General features: G+C 68.0%; 24 protein-coding genes. 16 read left to right on the forward strand and 8 right to left on the reverse strand.

The features are described 5' to 3' along the window. The first annotated feature begins 252 nt into the window (after positions 1 to 252). Together LCH29_RS01680 and LCH29_RS01685 are read left to right on the forward strand one after the other, a co-directional pair. Complete coding sequence (locus tag LCH29_RS01680) at positions 253 to 1,239, forward strand: carbohydrate kinase family protein (RefSeq protein ID WP_446459857.1); 987 nt, start codon at positions 253 to 255, stop codon at positions 1,237 to 1,239. A 15-nt stretch (positions 1,240 to 1,254) separates the two neighbouring features. After that, the gene (locus tag LCH29_RS01685; RefSeq protein WP_446459858.1) at positions 1,255 to 1,557 is read left to right on the forward strand and encodes a putative quinol monooxygenase; all 303 of its coding nucleotides are present in this window, start codon (positions 1,255 to 1,257) and stop codon (positions 1,555 to 1,557) included. Positions 1,558 to 1,897: 340 nt separating this feature from the next. Here LCH29_RS01685 and LCH29_RS01690 read toward each other — a convergent pair whose 3' ends face one another. The 3 genes from LCH29_RS01690 to LCH29_RS01700 form a co-directional block, all read right to left on the reverse strand. Next, on the reverse strand, positions 1,898 to 2,713 hold the full coding sequence (locus LCH29_RS01690; protein WP_446459859.1) for a hypothetical protein: 816 nt from the start codon (positions 2,711 to 2,713) through the stop codon (positions 1,898 to 1,900). Positions 2,714 to 2,723: 10 nt separating this feature from the next. Further along, positions 2,724 to 3,218 (reverse strand): hypothetical protein, encoded by a 495-nt coding sequence (locus tag LCH29_RS01695; RefSeq protein ID WP_446459860.1) that lies wholly within the window; start codon positions 3,216 to 3,218, stop codon positions 2,724 to 2,726. 289 nt (positions 3,219 to 3,507) lie between these two features. Continuing rightward, entirely contained in the window at positions 3,508 to 4,059 is a 552-nt protein-coding gene (locus tag LCH29_RS01700; RefSeq protein WP_446459861.1) for a hypothetical protein, read from the reverse strand. Positions 4,060 to 4,597: 538 nt separating this feature from the next. Here LCH29_RS01700 and LCH29_RS01705 point away from each other — a divergent pair. Further along, positions 4,598 to 5,794 (forward strand): helix-turn-helix domain-containing protein, encoded by a 1,197-nt coding sequence (locus LCH29_RS01705; RefSeq protein WP_446459862.1) that lies wholly within the window; start codon positions 4,598 to 4,600, stop codon positions 5,792 to 5,794. 553 nt (positions 5,795 to 6,347) lie between these two features. On the opposite strand, the gene LCH29_RS01710 is transcribed toward LCH29_RS01705, so the two are convergent. Next, entirely contained in the window at positions 6,348 to 7,370 is a 1,023-nt protein-coding gene (locus LCH29_RS01710) for an Lrp/AsnC family transcriptional regulator (RefSeq protein ID WP_446459863.1), read from the reverse strand. Between the two features lie 147 nt (positions 7,371 to 7,517). Here LCH29_RS01710 and LCH29_RS01715 point away from each other — a divergent pair, with 147 nt between their 5' ends. The 5 genes from LCH29_RS01715 (at position 7,518) to LCH29_RS01735 (ending at position 13,441) form a co-directional block, all read left to right on the forward strand. Beyond that, the gene (locus LCH29_RS01715) at positions 7,518 to 8,918 is read left to right on the forward strand and encodes a diaminopimelate decarboxylase (protein WP_446459864.1); all 1,401 of its coding nucleotides are present in this window, start codon (positions 7,518 to 7,520) and stop codon (positions 8,916 to 8,918) included. A 218-nt stretch (positions 8,919 to 9,136) separates the two neighbouring features. Beyond that, complete coding sequence (locus LCH29_RS01720; RefSeq protein ID WP_446459865.1) at positions 9,137 to 10,765, forward strand: N-acyl-D-amino-acid deacylase family protein; 1,629 nt, start codon at positions 9,137 to 9,139, stop codon at positions 10,763 to 10,765. A gap of 184 nt (positions 10,766 to 10,949) precedes the next feature. Continuing rightward, positions 10,950 to 11,729, forward strand: a complete 780-nt coding sequence (locus LCH29_RS01725; protein WP_446459866.1) for an amino acid ABC transporter permease — start codon at positions 10,950 to 10,952, stop codon at positions 11,727 to 11,729. Next, positions 11,726 to 12,538 carry an amino acid ABC transporter ATP-binding protein gene (locus tag LCH29_RS01730; protein WP_446459867.1) on the forward strand — a complete coding sequence of 271 codons (813 nt, stop codon included), beginning with the start codon at positions 11,726 to 11,728 and terminating at the stop codon, positions 12,536 to 12,538. The genes LCH29_RS01725 and LCH29_RS01730 overlap by 4 nt, the downstream gene beginning before the upstream one ends. A 30-nt stretch (positions 12,539 to 12,568) precedes the next feature. After that, positions 12,569 to 13,441 (forward strand): substrate-binding periplasmic protein, encoded by an 873-nt coding sequence (locus tag LCH29_RS01735; RefSeq protein ID WP_446459868.1) that lies wholly within the window; start codon positions 12,569 to 12,571, stop codon positions 13,439 to 13,441. 921 nt (positions 13,442 to 14,362) lie between these two features. Here the strand turns inward: LCH29_RS01735 and LCH29_RS01740 are convergent. The 4 genes from LCH29_RS01740 to LCH29_RS01755 all read right to left on the reverse strand — a co-directional run bounded on the left by LCH29_RS01740 (position 14,363) and on the right by LCH29_RS01755 (position 16,971). Further along, on the reverse strand, positions 14,363 to 15,142 hold the full coding sequence (locus LCH29_RS01740; protein ID WP_446459869.1) for an SAV_6107 family HEPN domain-containing protein: 780 nt from the start codon (positions 15,140 to 15,142) through the stop codon (positions 14,363 to 14,365). Then, positions 15,078 to 15,692 (reverse strand): hypothetical protein, encoded by a 615-nt coding sequence (locus LCH29_RS01745; protein WP_446459870.1) that lies wholly within the window; start codon positions 15,690 to 15,692, stop codon positions 15,078 to 15,080. The genes LCH29_RS01740 and LCH29_RS01745 overlap by 65 nt, the downstream gene beginning before the upstream one ends. A gap of 167 nt (positions 15,693 to 15,859) precedes the next feature. Next, complete coding sequence (locus LCH29_RS01750) at positions 15,860 to 16,102, reverse strand: DUF397 domain-containing protein (protein WP_446459871.1); 243 nt, start codon at positions 16,100 to 16,102, stop codon at positions 15,860 to 15,862. Next, complete coding sequence (locus LCH29_RS01755) at positions 16,099 to 16,971, reverse strand: helix-turn-helix domain-containing protein (protein ID WP_446459872.1); 873 nt, start codon at positions 16,969 to 16,971, stop codon at positions 16,099 to 16,101. Before LCH29_RS01755 ends, LCH29_RS01750 begins: the two co-directional genes overlap by 4 nt. Before the next feature lie 288 nt (positions 16,972 to 17,259). Here LCH29_RS01755 and LCH29_RS01760 point away from each other — a divergent pair, with 288 nt between their 5' ends. The 8 genes from LCH29_RS01760 (at position 17,260) to LCH29_RS01795 (ending at position 24,018) form a co-directional block, all read left to right on the forward strand. Then, a complete protein-coding gene (locus tag LCH29_RS01760; protein WP_446459873.1) occupies positions 17,260 to 17,469 on the forward strand; it encodes a hypothetical protein in 210 nt (69 codons plus the stop codon). Beyond that, positions 17,466 to 17,723, forward strand: coding sequence for a hypothetical protein (locus LCH29_RS01765; RefSeq protein ID WP_446459874.1), 258 nt, complete (start codon positions 17,466 to 17,468; stop codon positions 17,721 to 17,723). The genes LCH29_RS01760 and LCH29_RS01765 overlap by 4 nt, the downstream gene beginning before the upstream one ends. Next, positions 17,720 to 18,175, forward strand: a complete 456-nt coding sequence (locus tag LCH29_RS01770) for a hypothetical protein (RefSeq protein WP_446459875.1) — start codon at positions 17,720 to 17,722, stop codon at positions 18,173 to 18,175. Before LCH29_RS01765 ends, LCH29_RS01770 begins: the two co-directional genes overlap by 4 nt. After that, complete coding sequence (gene fxlM, locus LCH29_RS01775) at positions 18,172 to 19,377, forward strand: methyltransferase, FxLD system (protein ID WP_446459876.1); 1,206 nt, start codon at positions 18,172 to 18,174, stop codon at positions 19,375 to 19,377. The genes LCH29_RS01770 and fxlM overlap by 4 nt, the downstream gene beginning before the upstream one ends. A gap of 66 nt (positions 19,378 to 19,443) precedes the next feature. Then, the gene (locus tag LCH29_RS01780; RefSeq protein WP_446459877.1) at positions 19,444 to 19,635 is read left to right on the forward strand and encodes an FxLD family lanthipeptide; all 192 of its coding nucleotides are present in this window, start codon (positions 19,444 to 19,446) and stop codon (positions 19,633 to 19,635) included. Positions 19,636 to 19,701: 66 nt separating this feature from the next. After that, the gene (locus LCH29_RS01785) at positions 19,702 to 20,322 is read left to right on the forward strand and encodes a lantibiotic dehydratase (protein ID WP_446459878.1); all 621 of its coding nucleotides are present in this window, start codon (positions 19,702 to 19,704) and stop codon (positions 20,320 to 20,322) included. A gap of 16 nt (positions 20,323 to 20,338) precedes the next feature. Beyond that, the gene (locus tag LCH29_RS01790; RefSeq protein WP_446459893.1) at positions 20,339 to 22,786 is read left to right on the forward strand and encodes a lantibiotic dehydratase; all 2,448 of its coding nucleotides are present in this window, start codon (positions 20,339 to 20,341) and stop codon (positions 22,784 to 22,786) included. Beyond that, positions 22,783 to 24,018, forward strand: coding sequence for a lanthionine synthetase C family protein (locus LCH29_RS01795; protein ID WP_446459879.1), 1,236 nt, complete (start codon positions 22,783 to 22,785; stop codon positions 24,016 to 24,018). The genes LCH29_RS01790 and LCH29_RS01795 overlap by 4 nt, the downstream gene beginning before the upstream one ends. The last annotated feature ends 16 nt before the right edge of the window (positions 24,019 to 24,034 follow it).

Genomic DNA, 24,034 nt, shown 5'->3' on the forward strand with positions numbered 1-24,034 from the left:
AGGCATGCCGCCCGGGGTGTCATCGTTGACTTATGTCATCGTTGACACTTCTTGGCGAGGATGATGGACTCCGCCTTCAGGCAACGTCAATGCCTTCTACCGGTCACAAATCGGCAACACCGTGACCGTCGCCCGCCCGAAGCGATCCGGGTTCTGCCCGTCAGGTGCCCGTTTCCGCCAGCGCGCCGGCGGCCGCTGCCGCTGCCGCTGTCGCGACCCAAGAGAAGACGCGCCCCAAGAGAAGAGCCGCCCATGCACCCGCGTCAGATCACCGTCCTGGGGGAGTGCGTCGCCGACGCGTTCGCCGAATCGGCGAGGGCCCGGAACGAGCTCGCCCTGCGTGTCCTGCCGGGCGGCGGACCAGCCAACACGGCGGCGGCCCTGGCCCGCCTGGGCAGCCCGGCTCGCTTCCTCGCCCGGCTGTCCGGCGACGTGTTCGGCCGCCTCTTCCGAGCCCACCTGGAGGCGTCCGGCGTGGACCTGTCGCACGTCATCGAGGCTGCCGAGCCCAGCACACTGGCCGTGGCCGAGCTGGACGCCCAGGGCCGGGCCGCGTTCTCCTTCCACGCCCAGGCCACCGCCGACTGGCAGTGGACGAGCGCGGAACTGGCCGGAGTGGACCTGGCCGACACGGCCTGCGTCCACACCGGATCACTGGCCCTGGTCAAGGAGCCCGGGGCGGCCGTGGTGGAGGACTTCCTGGCAGCGGCGGCACCCCGGGCCACCATCAGCATCGACCCCAATCTCCGCCCGCTCCTGGTGCGCCCCGAGGTCTACCGTGCCCGGCTGGCGCACTGGTGCGGCCTCGCGGACGTGCTGAGGCTGAGCGAGGACGACCTGAACCTCCTCCTTCCCGGGACGCCCCCCGAGCAGGCGTGCGACACCTGGCATGCGGCGGGGGCGCGGCTCGTCGTGATCACCCGCGGTGCCGACGGCGCCGTGGCCTCACTCGACGGGGAGCGGGTGCGGGTGCCCGCGGTGGCGACGCCGGTCGTCGACACGGTCGGCGCGGGAGACTCCTTCACCGCCGGACTGCTGCACCACCTCGGCACCCACGGCCTTCTCGGCGGCAGGCTGACGGACCTGCGTCTCGACGATGTCGAGGCGGCCTGCCTGTTCGCCACGAAGGTCGCGGCCCTGACCTGCTCGGTTGCCGGGCCCAACCCGCCGTGGCAGGACCAGCTGGCGCAGTTCACGACGGACGAGGACGTCGTCCGGCACCTCGACTCAACCCCCTGACAAGGACGAGGAACCATGACGAAAACCCTGCTCGCCGAGTTCACGGCCCGAGAGGGAGCGGAGGACGAGGTCGCCCGCCTGATCCGGGACTACGCCTGGAAGGTGCGTGAGGAGGAAGGCAATCTGGCCTTCGACGTCTACACCAAGGCGGCGAACCCGCGCGCCTACTGGATCTTCGAGGTCTACCGGGACGAGGACGCCTTCACGGCGCACCTGAACGCCCCGTACGGCGCCCCGTTCAACGCGGCCCTCGCCCCGCTGATCGAGGAAGACGCCTCCGTGCTGACGTTCCTCGATCCGCTGGCCACGCATCCGTGACGAGCGGTGAACACCGGCGGCGACCCGAAGTTGGAGCCCGAACTGCTGCTCCAACCGGGGTCGCGGGGTGAGGCCGCCCGCTGCCCAGGATCAGCTGTCCGTGGTAGCTCTGGCGTACGTGCCGGAAGCCAGAGGTCCTGTCGCCCCCATGGGCGACAGGACCTCTGACCTGCTGCTTAGGCGTGTCCCCGGCAGGATTCGAACCTGCGACACCCGCTTTAGGAGTTCGATCGCAGGCTGGGTCACTCCGAGTTGGACAAGGCCTGATTGGCCGACGATCTTCCGTCAACATCTGTGCAATTGCGCCGTTGTCTGCTGCCGTTGATGTCGACCGTGGATGTCAGCCCGAGTCGGCCACGGCGTCCCGACCGACGGTAGCCGTCGTAGCGACCTGCGCGACGCCGACCGAAGCGTCGGCCTGTCCGGCCCCATCGTCGTCGAGGACGCGCCGCGCGGCCTCAGCGAAACCCTTCACTTCCGCGATGAGCTCGAAGCCGACATCGGCCACCGCGCTCTTCGCTGCAGCGTACTCGCTTGACTCATCGCCGAACTCATGAAGCGCCGCAATGGAGACTCGAAGCGGCTTCATGCATCGATGGGCGCAGCTGATCAAGTCTTGTGAGGGACGAATGACGGATGGCGGCCCCTCTAGCAACACCTGCACCCCCAAGTAGTCGAGTTTGTCAACTTCTTGATTGAATTGCCCCATCTCTAGGATGTGCGAGTCCTGGTACCTGCCTAGCGCCCTCTCGATGACACGCGCCTGTGCGACGAAGTCCGCGTACGCCTTGCTGCGCGGCCCGCGACGCTCTCGGACATGTTCGGCACGCAGCTGACGCCTTGCCTGCGCGTCTTGGGCCGCCGCCTGGTGCTGCGCGGTCTTGGCCGCCCACAACCCCGTAACAACAGCTGCACCGCCGGTACCCAACGCCCCAACTACTGCCCTCAAGATCGCTGCGATTCCCGAGTCCACATGGACAGTCTGCTCGACCCCATCGGCAACCGTCAGCTCTAGACACTGCGCGGCCTGGGCCTTGCGTGGCGCTGGACAGAACCTGAGCTTGGGAATCACGGGGCGGTTGACACGGATCACCTCGCTGACCAGGGCAAACGAGCACTGACGGCAAGCTGTCGTGTCTGCCGCAGCACCCGTCATTGACCGCTGATTACCGCTCTATCTGGTGCGCATCCGGTGCGGTCCGCACTTCATCCCGAACTGCGGGCGGGGCCGGTTGCTGAGGTCTGTCCGGCTGGTCAGATGGCTGTCTGGGGTTGTTGGGGGTAGTTGCGGTGGTTGCCGGACTCGGCTGCTGTACCTGCTCCCCTTTTCGCTCCAAACCTTGGCTCAGCCTCATTTCGAGCGTGATCTTCGCTGAGTGCTTGTGGCTTAGATGGTGGACCAGATTTTCAACTACGGGGAGATCTTCGGACTCAATCCGACGCAGCGCGGCAACCAGGGAGCGCAAGTGATTGGGGATCTTGTCATCAGGGCACACCCCGTACCACTGCTCTGTGATCATCTCCGCTACCTCGCGCTGTGAAATACCCAGAGTTTTGGCGATCGAGGGGATGTACTTGGGTGCGGGTGGGTGCTCCATGTCGTAATTCGCATTGTTGTTCCACCACGCTGATGAGCGCTCGCTGTCGCAGTCGGCTGCCATCCTGGCGTACGTCTTCCCTCGCCTGTTAACCGAAAGGATTTTGTCGGAAAAGGGGTAGGTGCTTCGAGCGCGGTAAAAAATAGCCATGCAGCATAGTTGATAACTCCACTAAAGATTCTGTCAATTCAGGTGGACGCGCGGTCGAAGTGCTGCTATAGCGTGACCCGGGTGGCCGCAGCGAAGCACTGGAGATATCAGAAGTCGCTGTGGGCTGCTACTCATCGGAAGTCCGACCTGTGCCAGACGGATCGGTCCCCCGTTCTGGCGCGCAAGTGGCGCGGAACCGGACTCATGGCCGGTGGTGTCGGATTGATCCTTGTTGTACCTTCCCGGCTACTTCTCCGGGTGCCGGTTCAGGGATTCTGGGCGTTCCCATTTGATGGGAACGGGCGTTCCATCCTGCCCTGAATAGATCCGATAGAAGGGCTTCGATCTCAGTGGCCGTTTCCTCCATGGCGGCAATGGTGATGGGGGTAGTCGACATGCCGATGGACTTCCTCAGGGGCTTGAGCGCCTGGAATCCTTCACCCTCTTCTTCTGGGAGGAAGATCGAGTGCACGACATGGTTGCGCTTGTTTTTCAGGTCGTGGGCTCTGGCCAGGCATCTCTTCACTTCCGCCTCATCCTCTGGTGGAACTGCTCTGATTTGAAGAGCTAGTTTGCACAGATCAATGAGGCGATCCGTGCCCTCCGAGTTGGCATATGCGATCAGAGTGGGTTCGAAGGCGAGGGAAGTAAGCAGGTTACGCAAGCTGCTATCAAGGCGGGCGCCAGCGAGTGTCACTCGCCCAACGGCTTCGAGGAAAGGATTGCGCTCTCTGGTGACTTCGTCTGATGCCATGAGTGGCATGCTACGGGCGCAGAGTTGCTCGTATGTCTCATTTTCCCGTCTTCCTTGCGTGTAACCGGCTTGCCCTCCTCAACCCACCCCGGCTCCCATCCCGTCTGCCTGGGTCGACGGCAGACGGGATGGGAGCTCCCGCGCACGCCACCAATAACTGGCACTCGCGTATGGCGCCCCGTCCATCCCGGAGTCTGAGCGCCCCCGCCGGAGGCATCAATCTCTGAGGTCAAGCGGCTGCTTGCTGTGTGCGCGGCACGGGCGGCGGTCGGGCTGGAGCGGGGCGGAGACATGAGCGCAGGCCCGGCCGGGGCCGGGCCGCGCGGGGAGCGGAGCGAGCCGCCTTGATCCTGTGGAGAAGGTTGTAACTCACCGCTGGCGCTCGGTGCTGTGCCCCTCGTCCGGCCTTCGGTCACGGGAGGGACTTCGTCGTGTCAAGGATGCGCGACGGCCCCCACCGGAATGGGGTCGTTCAGCCGTGGCTACCGGGTGGGCCGCGGGTACCGTTCTGAGTGTCCAGGGCAGAACGGAGTTCAGCATGCCGCAGAGCAACGAGGAACACACCGGTGCACGGATCGCTCGCACTCGCCGTGAGCGTGGTCTGACCCAGCAGGGTCTGGCGATGCGTGCCAATGTCTCGAAGTCCCTGCTGTCCAAGGTCGAATGCGGTCAGAAGCCCGCCTCGCCCTCGCTGATCGCCGCCTGCGCGCGGGCGCTGAGCGTCACCACCTCGGACCTTCTCGGGCAGCCGTACACCCAGGAACTGCGGCGTGAGCGGCTGGATGAGGTGATACAGCCGATCCGGGTCAGCATGGAGAACTGGGACATCCCCCTCGATTGGCAGGTGCCTGCCCGCCCCGTCGCGTTGATCCGGGCCGACATGGAGAAGGTGCTGGTCCAGCGTCGGCAGGCTGAGTATCTGCCGATGGCCGTCGATCTGCCTGCGCTCATCGATGAGTGTGTGCAGGCCATCCACACGACCAGTGGTGAGGAGCGGCGGCAGGGGCATGAGTGTCTGGCGTGGGCGTTCCGGTGCGTGTTCACGCTGGCCTGGTCCTTCGGGTACGTGGACCTGGCCACCATCGCCCTGCAACGTCTGGCGTGGGCGGCGCCCCGGGCTGACGAGCCGGGGCTGGCTGCCATGTACGGGTATCTGCGGGCCCAGACCACGCTGTCCTCCAGCCGGTACGACCTGGGGATGCGGGTGGTGGACGGCACGTTACGGGACATGGCCGGACTGGACTCCCGCAACGCGACGGGTCTGGCCGCGATGACCGGCGTGCTTCAGCTGCGGGCGGCGGTGATCGCCGGACGGATGGGGGACGCCGACGCGGTGGACGCGCGCGTGTCCGAGGCCCGCGCGCTCGCGGAGCGGACCGGGGAGACCGCCGCCTACGGCGTCGGGTGGGGCCCGACGAACGTAGGAGTGCACGCTGTCGCGATCGCTTGCGATCTGGACGAGTACGGGCAGGCGGTGGAGCTGGCGCAGGGGGTTCGGTTTCCCAAGGGCTGGGATCGGTCCCGGGCCGGGCATCACTGGTTGGACCTGGGCAGGGCCAACGTGTGGACGGAGGATGCGGATGAGGCGCTGCGCTGTTTGCAACGGGCCCGCCGTACGGCCCCTCAGCAGACGCGTTATCACCCGACCGTGCGGGAGGCTGTGGTGACGCTGCGGTCGCGTGACCGGTCGCGTAGCGGTGAGCTTGCCGAGTTCGCGCAGTGGATTGGTCTGTAGCACGCGCGGTCGTGGTCGAGTTGCACTGTTCTGTGCAACTCGGTGCAGGGCGTGGTCGACACGATGTGACGGTCAGTGAACCGTCCGTGCATGGGAGTCGACCATGACGAGCAGAGCCGAGCAGTGGACACCGCCGAACGGACCCGATCCTGAGGCCTTACCGACAGGCCGATGGTGGGACGCGGTCCGGGCGGCGGAGGACATCGGCGAACGCACCCTGGACATCCTCGGTAAGCAGTCCGGCGCCGTCATCAAAGACCGCTGCAACACCCTCTACTGGCTCATCGCGCCGGGCATGGCCACCTCCTGGAATCTGCGCGGAGTCACCGTCCTGACCGAGACCGAAGGCGTCGCCACCTACGTGAAGCGATCACATGTGGCCAGCCACCGCGCCAGCCCCGCCGGCAGAGGGGCTGGTGAACGATGCGGCCCCGTCAGCAACCGAGGGACTTCAGCCGAATACGCACGTCCTTGCCGCTCGCGAGACGCCGGCGGAAGCGCTCTCTGTGCTCGCACGTCCCAGTCTCCAGGCGTCCACGATCAAGGGGAAGCTTCAGTCCAGGAAGTCCCCCACATTGGGCGCCACATACCCGACGCTGCGCCCCTCGCTGTCGAGCAGTCGGCCCATGTGATTCACGGTGTGCAGGCAGACGGCCCGGTCCACGATGGAGAGATCTCGAGAGCGCTCTGTGATCGTCGCCTCCAGTTGCGGCAGATTTCCGAGCGATCGCAGCCAGACCATCAGCAGGAGGTTCCGCTCTCCCGTAAGGGCGCAGCACAGGCGTACGTCAGGGAGCGCCGTAAGTGAGCGTGCCGTGGACTCCAGGTGCTGCGGTGCCACGCTCGCCCACAGTACGGCCGAGTGCGGCCAGCCCGACAGGGACTGCGCCATCTCGCAGCGCAGCCTGAGCAACCGGCTGGTCAGCAGGCGCTTGACGCGGCGGCGCGCGGTGGGCTCGCTGATCCCGGCGCGGTCGGCGATCGCGGTGTAGGACATGCGGCCATCCTCGTGCAGCAGCCGGAACAGCTTCTGGTCCACAGCGTCCATCCGGGCACCTCCCACCGTCGTGGACGGTGTACTGGCCAGCCCCAATGCGCGTCGCTGTGACAGTTCGAGGCTGCGCAGACGCCATCGGCTCGGCTCGCCGTAGCCCACGGTCCGTATCTCCGCTCGATACGCCCGGACACCGGACAGCTGCCCTACCGTGCCGCGCAGGTACGCCGACACCTCCGCGGATGTGCGCAACGTCGCCACGACCAGCAGCCCGTACATGCCTGTGAGGTGGTGGACGTAGCGCACGTGGGGCTCGGCACTCAACGCGGTGGCAATGTCGTCCAGCCGGCCGGGAGTGCAATCGATCTCGATGTACACCATGCAGAACTCGCTGTGCAGGGCCGTGCCGGCCACACAAGTGACCCACGCCAGTCCTGCCTCGGCCAGCCGCTCCCAACGGCGTGCCACAGTCACCGGATCGAGCGCGAGCGCCCCGGCCATCTGAGCCCAGGAGGCGCGCGGGGAGAGCTGGAGCGCATGGATCAGCTCCAGGTCTTTCTCATCGACGGAATCGTGCGACATGCCTCTAGTTATCACGGTGTACGAGCTGCGTAAAGACCCCCGTCATTCGCCCGCCGTGACGGAATCCTGCGTATCGGTAGTCGTTCCACGAAGCCTGCCGATTCTGGTGGCCCGAACACTCTTGGGGCACCGAGGAGGTCCGAGATCGTGAGGATTGCGCAAGTCGATCAAGACAGTGAAGGCGGTCGACAGCAGCGTGACCGAGCTGTCCGCGAGGCGGTGCGGTCCGGTCTGATCGGCCCCGCCCATGTGGCGGCGGGGTTCTTGGACGCCGACGGGATCCAGGAGTCCGTGCGCGACCTCCGACGGGCCTTTGGCGACGCACCAGTGCTGCACACGTTCGCCGCCAAGGCCGCGCCTTTGGTCCCCGTGCTGCGACTGCTCGCCCGGTCCGGCATGGGGTGCGAGGTCGCCAGCCCGGGCGAGTTCGCCCAGGCCGTCGCTGCCGGCTTCCCGCCGGAACGCATCGTGCTGGACTCACCCGCGAAGACCCGTGCCGAGCTGGTCCACGCGCTCGCCTTGGGAGTGGCGGTGAACGCCGACAACTTTCCCGAGTTGGACCGCATCGGAGAACTACTCGCTGTGAGCGAGAGCACCTCGGTGCTCGGGCTGCGGATCAACCCACAGGTCGGCGCCGGAGCCATCGACGCGATGAGCACCGCCTCGCTCAGCTCGAAGTTCGGCGTGCCACTGCAAGATGCCGGAGCACGGAAACGCATCCTCAAGGCTTTCGCCGAGCGGCCCTGGCTCACTCGGCTGCACGTGCACGTCGGTTCGCAGGGCTGCTCCCTGGGACTCATCGGCCAGGGAGTGCGCGCAGTGTACGAACTCGCCGAGGAGATCAACGAGATGGCGGGCCGGCAGCAGGTGACCAGTCTGGATATCGGCGGCGGCCTGCCGGTCAACTTTGACGACGACGAGATCCGCCCGACCTACGCAGATTACGTCCGGCAGCTGCGCGCCTCCGTTCCCGAACTCCTGGGCGGGCGCTACGACCTGGTAACCGAGTTCGGTCGTTCACTGGTCGCCAAGAACGGCTTCACGGCCGCGGTCGTGGAGTACACCAAAGACACCGGCGGCCGCCGCGTCGCGCTGACACACGCGGGCGCGCACATCGCCACCCGCACCGTCTTCATGCCGGAGGCGTGGCCGCTGCGGATCGCTGTGTACGACTCCGACGGCAGGCCCAAACGTGCTCCGGAGCGGGCCCAGGATGTCGCGGGCCCGTGCTGTTTCGCCGGGGACCTCGTAGCCCGCGGACGCAAGCTGCCCGAACTGGCACCCGGGGACGTCGTGGCGCTGCTGGACACCGGCGGCTACTACTTCTCCTCCCCCTGGTCGTACAACAGCCTCGCCCGGCCCGCCGTACACGGCTTCACCACACGCGAATCGGACATACGGTTCGCCGCGGTACGCCCGGAACAGACCCTCGTCGAGATCCTGGCGGAAAGCGGCGTCGACCAGGCAGACGCACTCCTCTTCAGTGACGTGGACAGCACCCCGACCCACGCGCGACTTGTACAGACAGAAGCCTGGTCGTGGCACTGACCGGGGATCGAAGGCCGACACCTACGGCCCCCACCCCAACGCGAACATGCTCGGCGCTCTCGGCCTTGCCGAAGGCACCCGGCTCAGGACGCTGCTCTCGGGCGGCTGGATGCTCCTCATCCCGGCAGCGGTCATGTACGCCCCCATCCTCGTACGGCTCACCTGACCGTCCTGCGTTGCCAGGTGCCCGCACCGAACTCCACTGCGAAGGAAGAAAATTGAACGAATTCGATGTACTCGCCGTCGGCGGCACCGTCATCGACGGCACCGGCGGCCCGGCCCGACGGGCCGACGTCGGCATCCGGGGCGACCGCATCGTCTTCCTCGGACGGGCCACGCCTCACGCCACCGCACGGGAGGTGCTCGACTGCACCGGCCACGTCGTCGCGCCCGGCTTTGTCGACCTGCACTCGCACGCCGACTACACCGTGTGCGACGCGCCCAGCGCCGAAGCGTGCATCAGACAGGGCGTCACCACCATCGTCACGGGCAACTGCGGCGCTTCCCCCTTCCCCATCACCCCCGAGCGGCGACATGCGTGGGACACCACGCTCGCACGCGTCGACCGGAGCACCGCCGACATGCCCTGGGAGGACTTCGACGGATTCGCACGCGCGGTGGAGGAAGCCGAACCGTGCGTCAATCTCGCCGCCCTCGTCGGCCACGCGGCCCTCCGCGTGGCCGCTGTCGGCACCGAACGGCGCCCCGCGACAGCCGACGAGACCGCCCTCATGCGCAAGCTCCTCGCCAGGGCTGCCGAACAGGGGGTGTTCGGTCTCTCCACCGGACTCATCTATGCCCCGGGCTCGTTCGCCGACACCGACGAGGTCGTGGCGCTGGCCACCGAGGCTCGGCAGGCCGGACTGCTCTACAGCACTCATGTGCGCGACGAGGGCGACCATCTCGTCGAGGCCGTGACCGAAGCTCTGGAAACCGCCCGACGCAGCGGCGTGCGCCTTCAGATCTCGCACCTCAAGGCCATGGGTCCCGCCAACCACGGCAAGGTGCACGAGGCGCTGACCCTCATCGACTCCGCTGTCGCGGAAGGAGTGGACGTGGCGTGCGATGTCTACCCCTACGCCGCCTCCTCCACCCGGCTCACCTCGCGCCTTCCCGACTGGGCGCTGGACGGCGGTCTCGACGCGCTCCTCGCCCGACTGGAGAATCCGAAGACCCGCGAGGGGATCACTTCGGAACTCCGGGCGAAGGCCGGACACACCTTCCTTCCCGAATGCACCGTCATCGCTGCGATGCCGCCGGGCCGCTACTCCTCGTGGGTGGGAAGCACGGTCCAGGACATCGCCGCTGCCACTGGCCGCGATCCGGCCGAGGCATCCCTCGACGTACTGCGCGCGCACGAAGCCCAGGTCTGGATCGTCAACCATGCAATGTCCGAGGCGGATGTGGAAACCGTGCTGCGCCACCACGGCAGCGCAGTCGTCAGTGACGGCTGGATACTGGACACCGCCACGGACGGCAACCCCCACCCCCGTCACTTCGGTGCGTTCGCCCGGGTCCTGTCCCGGTACACCCGCGACGGCCAGGTCCTCACGCTCCAGGAGTCCGTCCGCAAGATGAGCGCGCTGCCCGCCGCTCGCCTCGGCCTCACCGACCGAGGCATCCTGAGCGAAGGAATGGTCGCCGACCTCGCCGTCTTCGATCCCAAGACGGTCGGCGACACCGCCACCTTTGACGCACCGCTGTCTTATGCCGTGGGCACTCGTCACGTCCTCGTCAACGGCCGTCCCGTACTGCGTGATGGCGACTTCACGACACACCGCCCTGGCACGGTGCTCCGCAAGACGGCCGTGCGCTCCCTCTCCCACCACACAAGGAGGTCACCTTGAGTTCCACGCCTGCCCAGTCACAGCCGACTGAGCCCCAGCCGAGAGCCCCGCACACCGCGTTCCGGAAACTTCGTGACCTTTCCGCCGCCGACGGTGATGGGGCGGTCCGCTCGGAGTTCCACGCCTCCGTTTCCTCCTTCCCGCCTGGTCAGGAGTCGTCATGACCCCGTCGTCCCCTATCTCTTTGGCTTCGAATGCTCTGGCCGACACGTTCTTCAACTGGGACCTGATAGCCCAGACATTTCCGCGGTTGATCACCGAGGGCGTGCTGAACACGTTGACGATCGCCGCAGGGGCCATCGTGCTCGGAGTCGTGATCGCTCTGGTGGCCGCGATGCTGCTCCTGTCGAACCGCTGGTACGTGCGGCTGCCCGCCCGGCTCTACGTCGACGTCTTCCGCGGCCTTCCGGTGATCATCACGGTGATGCTGGTCGGTGTGGGCCTGCCCGCCGCCGGCATACGCCCCTTCGGCACCGACCCCTTCGGCTACGCGGTCCTGGCGATCGGCATCATCTCCGGCGCCTACACCGCGGAGATCTTCCGCTCCGGCATCCAGAGCGTCGACGCCGGACAGTTGCAGGCCGCCCGCAGCCTCGGCCTGAGCTATCTCAAGGCGATGCGCCTGGTTGTGGTGCCGCAGGGCATCCGCCGCGTACTGCCCGCCATGACCGGCCAGTTCGTCAAGGACATCAAGGAAAGCTCGCTCGTCTACCTCCTCGGCCTCGCCGTCGGACAGCGCGAGCTCTACTTCATCGCCCAGGAGGAGGTCGCCCGCACCTACAACTCCTCGCCCCTGATCGCCGCGGGCGTCTGCTACCTCGCGCTGACCATCCCCATGACCTACTTCGTGAACTACCTGGACAGACGGCTGCGCGAAGGCCCCCGCCCCGACAAGACACGGGCCTCGGCCGATCCGGACCTGCCCACCACCCCGCTTCAGACGGCCGGAGGAGAAGCCCGATGACCCCTGCCACCGCCGGTCCGAACCCGGCCGCCCCCCTGCCCGAAACCAAGGCCGAAGCCGCGCCCCGGACACCGGACGACCTCGCCGCCCTGCAGGTCAAAGGGCTCAGCAAGAGCTACGGCTCCAACACCGTGGTACGCGAGGTCACCCTCGATGTGCAGCGCGGAGAGACCCTCTGCGTGATCGGCCCGTCCGGCTCGGGCAAGTCCACCCTGCTGAAGTGTCTGAACCTGCTGGAGACCCCTGACTGCGGTGAGATCTGGCTTGGCGAAACCTGCCTGACCGCACCGAACGCGGACGTCGACGCCGCCCGCTCCCGCATCGGCACGGTCTTCCAGCACTTCAACCTCTTCCCGCACATGAGCGTCGAGCGCAACGTCACCCTCGGCCTGACCGCCGTCAAAGGCATGGGCCGCGAGCAGGCACGCGCCCTTGCGCGCCGTCACCTCGACGAGGTCGGCCTCGCCGCCTTCGCCGGGCAGCGGCCCGGTCGGCTCTCCGGCGGGCAGCAGCAGCGCGTCGCCATCGCCCGCGCTCTCGCCATGGAGCCGGAGGTGATGCTCTTCGACGAGGCCACCTCCGCGCTCGACCCCGAACTGGTCAAGGACGTACTCGCCGTGATGAGGGACCTCGCATCGGGCGGAATGACCATGGTCGTCGTCACTCACGAAATGGGCTTCGCCCGTGAGGCCGCCGATCGCGTCGCCTTCATGTGCGACAGCCGCCTCGCCGAGATCGGCATCCCCGACCGGATCTTCGGCGCCGCCGAGCACCCCCGGCTGCGCCTATTCCTCTCCCAAATCCTCTGAACCGCCCTCCCAGCACAGAAGGCCCTAGCCATGCGCACCCCCCGTAGATCACTGCTCGTCGGTGCCGTCACCACCGCGCTGCTGCTCCCCCTCACAGCCTGCGGCGGCGACAGCGATGCCGCAGACGCCGGAGCAGCCAAGTACAAGAACCTGGTCAGGCCCGGTGTGATCACCGCGGCCACTGTGTCCGAGCAGCCGCCCTTCGCGGTCACCGACGAGTCGGGCAAGCCCAGCGGATTCGCTATCGATCTGATGAACAAGGCAGCCAAGCGCCTCGGCGTGAAGGTCCAGTACAAGGCCACGAGCCTGCAGGGCGCGCTCACCGGCCTGACCGCCAACCAGTACGACATCGGGGTCGGCGGGTTCATCGCCGCCCCCGAGCGCAGGAAGCAGGTCGGCTTCACCACCCCGTACTACTGGGGCTTCACCAAAATCCTGACCCAGAAGGGCGACAAGCAGACCAAGCTGTCGGACTTCGACGGCAAGCGGGTCGGGGTCGTCAGCGGCTCAGTGCAGGAGGACTATATGGACCAGCGCATGCCGGACGTGCGTAAGGTGAACTTCAAGGACCACACAGCGCTCGTCACCCAGCTGCTCTCCAAAAGCGTCGACGCTGCCATTCTCGGTGGTGGCGTCGCGGACACATACGCCGCGAAGTCGCCGGTACGCATCGCCGTCACACGGGAAGCCCCCCAGGGCACCGCCTTCCCCATCCGGAAGAACGGCGACCCGAAGCTGCGCAAGGACATCGACGCCCAGATCGACGCGATGATCGACGACGGAACGTACCTCAAGCTCTACAAGAAGTACTTCCAGGACCCGGTCAGCGCCGACCTGATCAAAGAACGACCCGGGCTCGCGAAGCAGGTCGAGAACACCAGCCTGGCCCCTTCCGAGAAGTGACACGGCCGTGGGGGCGCCCCTCAGAGGCAGCGCCCCCACCGACCTATTCTCATCACTTCCGCCTGGACAACCGTTCCGGCCAGGAACTCTTCCGTCGGCCGGTAGTAGGAGCCCGGCTCAGAGGAAGTCCGCGGGGCACCTTCGACACGGTCACCCTCCTTCGTGAGCGGGACGGTCTGAGCCGCTCCTCGGCCCTGGACGCCTCGATTCGCCCATCACGCGCACGGCCGAACAGTTCCAGTCCGCCCCAGGGCTCCCGGCGAACGCGGCCCAGCCGGGGGGTCTCGGGCACGGGCGAGACGATATTGAGCGCCTGGGGTGGGCACTTGAGAGCACTTGAGACATTCGCGTGGTGAGCGGGGAGCAACAAGGCCGGGACGCGAATGGCGCGTCCCGGCCTGTGGCGATCTGGCGATCGCCGAGGCCGCAGCCCGGCTGGTGCCTCGTGCTCGTGCCGCTTCTCGGAACACCGTCCCGGAAGGGAAGTCCCCTTCCGATGACGGGGAGAAGCCCGGCCCGGAGACCGTGCCGGATGATGCTGATCCGTTGGGCGATATTCGGGAGATCGACTCGCCGTCCGCTCACGCACCGCTCACGCAAACGGCCCCGGACGAGGGGCCCGAGGCCGAGTAGGAGCCCTCCCTAGGGGAGAAGCCCCAGGTCAGAGCGGTAGTGCGTAGTGCCCCCGGCAGGATTCGAACCTGCGACACCCGCTTTAGGAGTTTTCCCTGATCAAGGCGATGACCTGCGCAAACGTCACTCGCGGTGGCCTGGCCTGGGGAAACTCCTCTCCGTAGTTGCCACGTGTTCGCAGGGCTTCCCGTCCTCATGTGTACGGAATCCGTTCCGCTGAGCGTCGCGCCCGGCAGCGCGTCAACGAGAGACGGCACAGCCTGCGGTTGCGGGCTCATGGATTTCCGGTCAGCTGGTCCGGCGCATCGTCGTAGCACCGCCCTCGTCGCCCGTCTGCGCTCTGGTGGCGCGCTTGACATCTTCGAGCGCTTCCACCTGGCGCATGAACTGCGTAGCCATCAGACGCAGGTCTTCGAGTTCGTGGGTGTCGATGGCGCCGGGAATGCCAGCCTCAGCGCGGACCGACTTGATCGTGGTCTTGTCGAAGTATGTAGCGAACTCAGACAGGTCTGGGGCGACTTCGGGTAGCACGTCCCAGGCTTTCCGGGTGCGTGAGCGGCGTCCGAGCTTATGCTCTGGCCGCTTTCTGACGGCAAGTACAGCGCTTGCGGCATACAGAGCCGCATGATGGATGGCTGCGTACTGCTGGAGGGGGCTTTCCCAGGCGGGGGCGGACTCCAGAGCGTGGCGGGCTCGGGCAATCATCTCTGCGGGCGCTGGCGGGACGGAGGTCCCCCGTTCTGAGGGCTGCGTCGCGGGGGCTCGCCTCTTCGCGTGTGTCGTCTGGGCGTACGGCGGGGCCGATCGGTCGGCACTGCGCGCGGAGACACGCATTTCATCCTGGTGGGCCGTGTCGTCGCTTACCGGGGCGAAGGCCAGCGCGTGCATCAGCCACGAACGGAAGGGGCGGGCGCGAGGGGCCCGTGCGGGCTCGTGCGCTGGTTCTGGAGGGAAGGGAGGTGACGTGCGTGCCAGGTTGCCGAGCACTTGGGCCGAGAATGAGTCAGTGCGCACCGACCTGTCCTCCTTGCTGGTCCGTGCTGGAGCCAGGCGGTTGTGCTCCGGCATCCTGCCCTTGGGCTACTGGTGGCGCCGTGGCGGGAGGGGGTTCTAGAGCTTGATGTGCGAGGCCCTGTTTGGCCAATTGTTGCAGGATCTTGGGCGCTGCGATGCCGACGGTCACGGCGGCGAGTGCTCCGGCGACTTGCTGAGAGGCTGCGAACGCGGCCGTCAGGCCCGTTCCGACGCCGAGTCTGATCACCAGGGCTGTCAGGTACGGGGCGATGGCCGGCTGCCCCTTCTTCTTCCACGGCCAACCGTCGGTGGTGTGGATGGCCGTGTAGAGGTCCAGGCCCTCAATGAGGGCGGCTCCCAGGAGCCCCCACAAACACGCCTCCGCCACCGGCATCCTGGCCATCATCCCTTCGCGTTCTACGCCACGGGCATCCGTGTCGCGATTCCCTATCGACGACTGTTCAGGATGACAGAGCACGCCGCGCGGCCAATAGGACGGGGTGAGGAACTGTCCGAGAAACGACGCCGATGCGCCGTGAACTGCCGCCTCGCGTGATCCACCGTCCACGCAGGTCTGCCAGTCATAACCGGCTGGCAGACCCACGGCTTTCGAAGGAGGAGGCGGTGAGGGGGCCGTCCTCGATGTTGGCCAGCTCATCGACGCTTCGCACCTCGCTGGGCGCTTGCCGCAGAGCGAGGTGGGGAACAGGGCTGGCCGGTCCGAGCTCTGGAACCGTTCGGCTCGGCCAGCGCGTGCCAGGGCCGGTGGGATCAGGTGGTGAGGTGCCCGTCGCGTACCCCCTCGACGAGGGCTGCGAAGTGCTCGGGCTCGATCAGCAGGATGGGGCCGTTGGGGTCCTTCGAGTCGCGGATGGCGATCGCGCTGTGGGCGGTGTGGGTCAGGTCGGCAACCTCCACGCAATTGTTGCCGGATCCGCTGCTGTAGGAGGACTTGAACCAGGTGGCCACACCGTCCAGGTCGGGGGCTGTGAGGTTGCGGGTGTGTGTGGTCATTCCGTGATCTCTCGCGATAGTTGGTGGAGGAACTTCGGGGTGTCCTCGGGCGGGAGGGACGACGCCACCAGGGCGTTGAACTTCCTTGAAAACTTTGCGACTTCACGCGGGGTATCGGAGACCGACGAGGCGCCCCACGCGTTGTCCACCTGGGCCGTGGTCGGCAGTGTGTCGCCGAGGTGAAGAATGCTGAAGTCGTTCACCGCGACGTACCCGCGAACGGAGTGCGGGAGAACCTGGACGGTCACGTTGTCGAGTGCGGCCAGCCTAGTGATCTCGTCGTACTGCTCGCGCATCACATCCGGACCGCCGACGAGGTAGCGCAAGGCCGGCTCGTACAGGATCGCCCACAGCTTGCCGGGTTCCTCGTCCCGGGTGAGGTACTCCTTGCGCTTCATCCGCAGGGTGACGCCCTGGTCGATGAACTCGTTGGTGGTGTCCTCGACCTGCTTGGAGATCTCGTACAGCGCCCGCGCATAGCGCTCGGTCTGCATCAGGCCGAGCACCACGACGGGGTGGAATGCCTGTATCTCGACGGCGGCGGACTCGATGCCGATGAAGCGCGGCATGCCCGAGGGCATCGAGCCTTTGAACTGGGTCCACCACTCGCGGCTGGAGGCCGCGCGCTGGATCGCCAGCAGCCGCTCGATGTCCTCTTCCTCACCCACGCCGTAGCGGACGAGGAGTTTGCGCAGGTCGCCTGCGTTGCGCAGGTCCTGTAGCCCGGTCTCGACGCGGTAGAGCTTGGTGTCCGACAGCGGCAGTCCGTGGACGGCCTCTTCCAGGGTGAGGTCGGCCTGCTTGCGCAACTCTCTCAGTTCGTAACCCAGTTCGATGCGCCGTGCTGTTGGTCTGGCTCGTGCTGGCACCCGCTTGCCTCCCCGGCGGTTGTGTCCGCTGCCGCTGCGATGTGCGGAGTGTGGCACGGCACGCGCTTACTGAAACAGCGATGCGCTTGCCCTGGCATGTGCCACTTTCCTTGCAACGACATTTTCGGTGCGGTTTCACTTGCGGACCCACTATGCCTGCGGCCACGGTGAACGAGCCCCCGAATTCCGGAAGTCGGACACCGGCGGGCACGAAGGGTCCGCCTGCCCCCGCGTCCTCATCGGGGCAGACAGCCCACCCCTACTGGCGACTCACCCCTGGGAGGCAGCATGTCCGCGCGCTCCAGCTCCAGCGAACCGGCGACGCTCCTGTGCCTCTCGGACAAGGAGGCGACGGCCCCGATAGCCGCTGAGGCTGTCGCCTTCCGCGCCGCGCACGGCGCCCCGGCGAGCTGGAGCGCTGAGGACTTCGAGGTCTACCTGGATCTGGAGCGCCCCGGCGCCCCGGCCGCGGGAGTGGCGGGAGGCGATGCGGCATGAGCGGGCAGGAGACAGGCCCCTTCCAGGTCGGCGACCGCGTACACGCCACCTCCTACGTACCGCCCGAGCGCCGGGACAAGGAGAAGCCGGAGGAATTCGAGGGCACCGTGGTCCAGCTCGGTAGCGGTTATGCCGGGGTGGACGCGGACCGCGCCTTCCTGTGGGCGCGGCTGGCGGACGGCACCGAACGCCAGGCCCTCATCCGTCAGACCGAGCTGCTCACGCCGGCCGACACTGCGGCGGCGGACGGATGAGCGCCCGCCACCGCCTGCCGAGGACGGACGGGGACGGCGCGTTCGCCGGAATCGTCCTGGTCGCGGCGAACCTCTTCGGCCTCGGCGTCATCGTCGCCGGTCAGGGCGACGCTCAGCTCGCCGCGAGCGCGGCCGTCGTTCCCGACACCCTGTCCGCCGAGGACGCCCCGGACGCCGGTCCGCCCGCCGCGAAGAAGGACAGCGGACCGGCCGTGCCGCCCGCACCCCCGAGGGCGGCCCAGCCCGCGCGCCACGACCGCGCAGGCAGCACCACCCGTCCTGTCCCGGCCGGTGACCACCACCACCGGCCGGGACAGGACGCACCACCAGCACCCAGCACCCGCCCGGCAGCAGCGTCAACCTCCGCGACTTTGCCGCCCCGTACGAGCCGGGATCTGGCTCCTCCAACCGTCCCCGTATCGCGATCACAGATGTCTAGGGTGATGTCATGACTACGGTCCGAGAAACCGACGACACAGCGGCCTCGCTCCGCGCGGCCATGGTGAGCGAACTGAACGAGATGGGCGTGTTCCAGTCCGAGGCGGTCGCGAAGGCTGTCGCGACGGTGCCTCGGCACTTGTTCGCGGACGGTGAGCCGCTGGAGTCGGCGTATGCCGCCAACAAGGCTCTGGTGATCAAGCGTGACGACGAGGGCAACGCCCTGAGCTCACTGTCGGCTGCGCACATCCAGGCGGTGATGCTGGAGCAAGCCGCGATCGAGCCGGGAATGCGCGTACTCGAGGTGGGCTCCGGCGGCTACAACGCCGCGTTGCTCGCTGAACTCGTCGGCGAGGCTGGCACGGTGGTCACCGCCGACATCGACGCGGAGATCGTGGAACGCGCCCGCGCCTGCCTGGAGGCGACTGGCTACGGCCGGGTCCACGTGGTGCTGGCCGACGCCGACAGCGGCGTGCCCGCACAGGCGCCGTTCGACCGAATCATCGTCACAGCGGGAGCATGGGACATCCCGTCGGCGTGGCGGGAGCAGATGTCCGAGCGAGGCAGGATCGTCGTCCCGCTGCGCATGCGGGGGATCACACGGTCGATCGCGTTCGACCGTGACGACACCGGGCTTGTCAGCACCAGCTATCGGCTGTGCGGCTTCGTGCCGATGCAGGGGAGTGGCGCCTACACCGAGCGACTTGTCCCGATCACGGACGCGATCGCTCTTCAGCTCGACGACCAGCGCCAGGAGTTCGACACCGAAGCCCTGGCCGCCGCCGTGCACGCGCCGCGACTGGAGCTCTGGTCCGGCGCCGCGTTCGACATGCCTGATGAGCTGGAGCTGTTCTTGGCGACCAGCACGCCGGAGATGGTGATGCTGCACGGCAGCAAACAACTGGCCGACCAGGGTGTGCTCGCTCTGTCAGTGACGCGTGGTGTCCCGGCTCTGGTCGTCGGGGGCAGCTTCGCCTACCGAACCAAGCGGCCCAACGAGGAGACCGGCGGCTTCGAAACCGGGGTATTCGCCCACGGACCCGAGGCAGAGACGGTCGCCAGGCGATACGTGGAGCTGCTGCGGCGGTGGGCGTCGGACCACCGGCGGCGCGGTGCCGCCCGCATCCGATACGTGCCGATGCCCGCAGGAGCGGCCGAGCCGTCTGCCGAGGTCGTGGCGAAGCGGCTCGGAGCTGTCGAGATCTCCTGGTCATAGGCTCCCCGCCCGGGGGAGCCTCCGGGCGGGGCTGTGTGCACCACCCAACTCTCAAGGGAGGTTGTTGTGTCCGTGCAGTCCGAGGAAATGGTGGCTACGGTTCCCGCAGCAGTAGAGGGCCCGGAGGGAGACGTCGACGGCTGGGACTTGGACGTCTCCATCGTCGAGTCCGGCCCCGAGGCCGACCGGCTTATCCAGATGACCGATGACGGCTGCGGTCAGACCTGCGAGTCCGCCTGCCAGACGACCTGCCCGTAGGCGATCCGGGTTCTCCAACCATGGTGTCCGGCCGCAATCGCGGCCGGACACCACAGGCTGATGGGGGTGTCGGTGTACGAGTTCATCGATGCGGCTGTGCTGCGCGCAGCGGTCTGGTCACCCGATCGCCGCATCCCGTTCTGGCCCGATCTGACCGGCGAAGAAGGCGGGGCGGCGTCGTGGCGGCCGTGGCTGGAGCAGACCCTGCGGATGCCCGGCTTTGCCGCCGCTTTGGAGCAGGCCAGCCCGGTGCTGGCACACCGCGTACGGCAGATCTGCCATGGTCGGCAACTGCCCGAGCCTGCCGTCCGCAAAGCGGTCGTGGCGGTTATGCGCTATGTGCTGCGCGCCTCGGGCCGGGCCACACCCTTCGGTCTCTTCGCCGGAGTGGCGCCAGCTCGCATCGACACAGGGTCGGCGGTCCTCATCGGTACCGGTCACCGGGCCGTCGCCAGGCCGGACGCCATCTGGTTGACGACGGTGGTCGAACGCCTGGAAGCCGACCGAGGGCTCCAGCCCCGCTTAACGGTCCAGGCTCATCCGCTCGCGGTCGAGCGGGACGGCCATGTGGTACTGGAACACCGCCCTGCGGGCAGCTTGGGCGGGGCCCCGTCGCACGTGCGGGTTCGCCTCACCACCCCCGTCAAGGCGGCACTGGACGCCGCCCGCGCCCCCATCCGCACTTGAGGACCTTGCGGCCAAACTGGCCGCCGACTTCCCCCACGTCCCCGCTCCGACCATCGCCCAGCTTCTGGCGGGCTTGATCGCCCAGCGTCTCCTGGTCACAGACCTCCGGCCGGCGGTCACGGCGACGGACCCGCTCGCTCACGTGCTGACCGTGCTCGACGTCACGACAGTCGAGGACAGTGCCGCGCCGCAGGAGCCCCCGGCGAAGCTGCGCGAGATCGCCCGCGCGCTGGGGCGGCACAATCACACCACCGACGTGGCTTTCGCCGAGAAGCAGCGCGCCGAGGCCACTGCCGTGATGCGCGACCTCAGCCCGGCCTCCGGGCCGGTGCTGTCGGTAGATCTGCGCCTCGATGCCGAAGTGACGCTCCCTCGTGCGGTCGCGGCCGAGGCCGCACGGGTGGCCACCGCGCTCATCCGGCTCTCCGGCCGCCCCGCGCTCTCCCGTGCCTGGGTGGCCTGGCACGGCCGCTTCCTGGAGCGCTATGGTCCGCGCGCCGTGGTGCCCCTCTTGGACGCTGTGGACAGCGACACGGGACTGGGCTACCCGGCTGGTTTCCTCGGAGGCACACCCGCCCCGGCCCCTGCGGCTTTGAGCGAGCGGGATTCCAAGCTGCTGACGCTCGCGCAGAACGCGGCCATGTACCGCCAGCATGAGATCGTGCTGGACGACGCCATGGTCACCGATCTCGCCGAGATTGCCCCTGAGACGGATATCCAGCCGACGACGGAACTGACCCTGCGTGTCGGCGCCCCCAGCCTGCGAGCCCTCGACGCGGGGGAGTTCACGCTGGCGGTCGTGGGGGTCTCGCGGTCCGCCGGGACGACGAGCGGCAGATTCCTGAGCCTGCTCGATGCCGGAGACCGGGAGCGGATGGCGGCGGCGTACGCGACGGCGTCCACCGCGACCGAGAACGCGCTGACCGTCCAGGTCTGTGCGCCCCCGCTGTATGCGGGCACCGAGAACGTCGCCCGGACCTCGCAGGTGATGCCCACCGCCGTCCGCTTCGGCGAGTGCCACGACCTCGGCGGCACGGACCTGGTTTCCGTGGAGGACATCGCCGTCACCGCGAATGCCCACCGCCTGTACCTGATATCGAGGTCGCGGCACCGGCCGCTGGAGTTCGTGACCATGAACGCTGTGGAAGCGACCCGCCGCACCCATCCGCTGGTGCGGTTCCTCACCGAAGCCACCAACGCGCTGAGCGTCCCGTGTACCACCTTCGACTGGGGAGCCGCGTCCGGCCTGCCGTTTCTGCCCGCGCTGCGCCACGGACGCACGATCCTCTCCCCGGCCCGCTGGCGGCTCACCGCCGACGACCTCGCCGGCCCCGCAGCTGACTGGGGGCAGTGGGACCGGTCCCTGTCCGCATGGCGCGAGCTGGCCGCAGTGCCGAGCACCGTCTACCTGGGAGACGGCGACCAGCGCCTCCGCCTGGATCTGGCCGAGCCCTCACACCGGGCCTTGCTGCACACCCAGATACGGCGCGACGGCACAGCGGTTCTGCGTGCCGAGACCGCCGCCGACGCGGGCTGGATCGACGGACACCCTCACGAAGTCGTCATCCCGCTCACCTCCACCGGTAACCCCGCCAAGGCGCCGCACTGGCTGCACGCCGCCCCGGTGGCGGGGCGCGAGCACGGCCGTCTGCCCGGCTGCGACGGGCGGTTTCTCATCAAGCTCTACGCGCACCGCGACCGCCACGTCGACATCCTCACCCGCCATCTGCCGGACCTGATCCACCGGTTGCGCGAGGAGGCGCGGTGGTGGTTCCTGCCCTACCGCGACCCTGACGATCACTTGCGGCTGCGCCTGATCGTCCCTGATGCCCAAAACGCCGACGCCGCCACGGAGATCGGCGCCTGGACGCGGAGACTGCGCCAGGCCGGGCTTCTGGCCCGGGTGCAGTGGGACACCGACTTCCCCGAGACCGCCCGCTTCGGAGGCCCCCAGGCGTGGGAGGCCGCCGAGGCGTATTTCGCGGCGGACTCCGAGACCGCCGCCGCGCAATTGGCCGCCTGCACGGCCAAGGACGGGCCCGACCAGCGGGCTCTGACCGCAGCCAGCATGCTCGACCTGGCCATCGGCCTGATCGGCGACCCTGACGAGGCCATGCAGTGGCTCATCGACCGCTCCCAGAGCAGCGGCACGGCACCGGATCGCAGCCTCTACGACGAGGCGATCACCCTGGCCAACCCGCACGACCGCACCGACCTGGCCCGGCAGCCCGGGGGCGAGGAGGTTATCGCCCGGTGGACGCGGCGACGCGATGCGCTGGCCGCCTACGGCACTGCCCTCGCGGCCGGGGAAGTGGCCACGGCGACCGTCTTGCTTCCGGAGCTGCTGCACTTGCACCACACCCGCATGGCCGGCCTCGACATGGAGGCCGAACGCCGCTGCGTGCACCTGGCCCGTGCCGCAGCCCTCAGCTGGACCGCCCGCGCGACCCGGGGAGCATCGTGAGGCCGATACCGCAGGCTCTGGCCCTGGCTGACGCCCTTGCCATGGAGTTCTCCGACCCGCACACCGCCTGGGATACGGCACCGCCGGGCGGACGGGCGTGGCCGCAGTCGCTGGCGGGCGGCGCCGCAGGCATCGCCCTGCTCCACATCGAACGCGCCCACTGCGGCCGGGGCGACTGGGACACCGTGCACACCTGGCTGGCCTCGGCCGCCGCTGGCGACCTGACCGCCGCCGCGAACGCCAGCCTCTTCATGGGAGCCCCGGCCCTGGCGTTCGCCATGAACGCCGCCGCAGGAGATTCCAGCCGGTACCAGCGCGCCCTGAAGAAGCTGGACGACGCCACGATCACCGTCACCCGCCAGCGCCTGGCCCAGGCCCACGCCCGCATCGATCGTGGCGAGGTCCCGGCGATGAAGGAGTTCGACGTGATCCGCGGCCTCGCAGGGCTGGGCGCCTACCATCTCAAACGTCACCCAGATCACCCGATCACCGCCGACGTCCTTGCCTACCTGGTACGCCTGACAGAACCCCGCCCCCAGGAACACGGGCTCCCAGCGTGGTGGACCGGTGTGGCACCCAACGGAGAAGCCAGACCCGACTATCCCGGGGGCCACGGGAACTTCGGCATGGCCCACGGCATCGGCTCCGTCCTCGCACTGCTCTCCCTGACCCTTCTTGACGGCCCGTCCGCCCGCGGCACTCGCGATGCGGTGGAACGGATCTGTGCCTGGACCGACTGGTGGCGCCAGCACGACGCCACCGGCCCCTGGTGGCCAGGCTTCATCACCCTCGACCAGGCCCGGCGCTACCAGGTCGATCCGTCGCTGCGGCCGAGGCCCTCGTGGTGTTACGGCATCGCGGGCACCGCCCGCGCCCAGCAACTCGCGGGCATGGCCCTGGGCGACCTGGCCCGCCAGCAGACCGCCGAGCACGCCATGCTCACCACCCTCAAGGACACCAACCAGTTGGACATGCTCACCGAGACCGGACTCTGCCACGGAACCGCCGGGCTGCTCCAGGCCGCCTGGCGCATGGCCACTGACGCGACCAGTCCCGCCCTCACTGCCGAACTGCCCCGCCTGACCGTCCGGCTCACACGCCAGATCACCTACCTCAAGCAGCGCGACCCCGAACTCCTGGACGGCGCCGCCGGTACCGCGCTCGCTCTGCACACCCTCGGCACCAACACCGCCCCGAAATCCGGCTGGGACGCCTTCCTCCTCCTGGCATAGACGAGACGGAGCCGAA

This window comes from Streptomyces sp. BRA346, assembly GCF_052851135.1.

Bases quoted from the DNA above. Each gene is read 5' to 3' on its own strand.
- LCH29_RS01680 (WP_446459857.1), top strand. From the start codon at position 253: ATGCACCCGCGTCAGATCACCGTCCTGGGGGAGTGCGTCGCCGACGCG.
- LCH29_RS01685 (WP_446459858.1), top strand. From the start codon at position 1,255: ATGACGAAAACCCTGCTCGCCGAGTTCACGGCCCGAGAGGGAGCGGAG.
- LCH29_RS01690 (WP_446459859.1), bottom strand. From the start codon at position 2,713: ATGACGGGTGCTGCGGCAGACACGACAGCTTGCCGTCAGTGCTCGTTT.
- LCH29_RS01695 (WP_446459860.1), bottom strand. From the start codon at position 3,218: ATGGCAGCCGACTGCGACAGCGAGCGCTCATCAGCGTGGTGGAACAAC.
- LCH29_RS01700 (WP_446459861.1), bottom strand. From the start codon at position 4,059: ATGGCATCAGACGAAGTCACCAGAGAGCGCAATCCTTTCCTCGAAGCC.
- LCH29_RS01705 (WP_446459862.1), top strand. From the start codon at position 4,598: ATGCCGCAGAGCAACGAGGAACACACCGGTGCACGGATCGCTCGCACT.
- LCH29_RS01710 (WP_446459863.1), bottom strand. From the start codon at position 7,370: ATGTCGCACGATTCCGTCGATGAGAAAGACCTGGAGCTGATCCATGCG.
- LCH29_RS01730 (WP_446459867.1), top strand. From the start codon at position 11,726: ATGACCCCTGCCACCGCCGGTCCGAACCCGGCCGCCCCCCTGCCCGAA.
- LCH29_RS01735 (WP_446459868.1), top strand. From the start codon at position 12,569: ATGCGCACCCCCCGTAGATCACTGCTCGTCGGTGCCGTCACCACCGCG.
- LCH29_RS01740 (WP_446459869.1), bottom strand. From the start codon at position 15,142: ATGCCGGAGCACAACCGCCTGGCTCCAGCACGGACCAGCAAGGAGGAC.
- LCH29_RS01750 (WP_446459871.1), bottom strand. From the start codon at position 16,102: ATGACCACACACACCCGCAACCTCACAGCCCCCGACCTGGACGGTGTG.
- LCH29_RS01760 (WP_446459873.1), top strand. From the start codon at position 17,260: ATGTCCGCGCGCTCCAGCTCCAGCGAACCGGCGACGCTCCTGTGCCTC.
- LCH29_RS01765 (WP_446459874.1), top strand. From the start codon at position 17,466: ATGAGCGGGCAGGAGACAGGCCCCTTCCAGGTCGGCGACCGCGTACAC.
- LCH29_RS01770 (WP_446459875.1), top strand. From the start codon at position 17,720: ATGAGCGCCCGCCACCGCCTGCCGAGGACGGACGGGGACGGCGCGTTC.
- fxlM (WP_446459876.1), top strand. From the start codon at position 18,172: ATGACTACGGTCCGAGAAACCGACGACACAGCGGCCTCGCTCCGCGCG.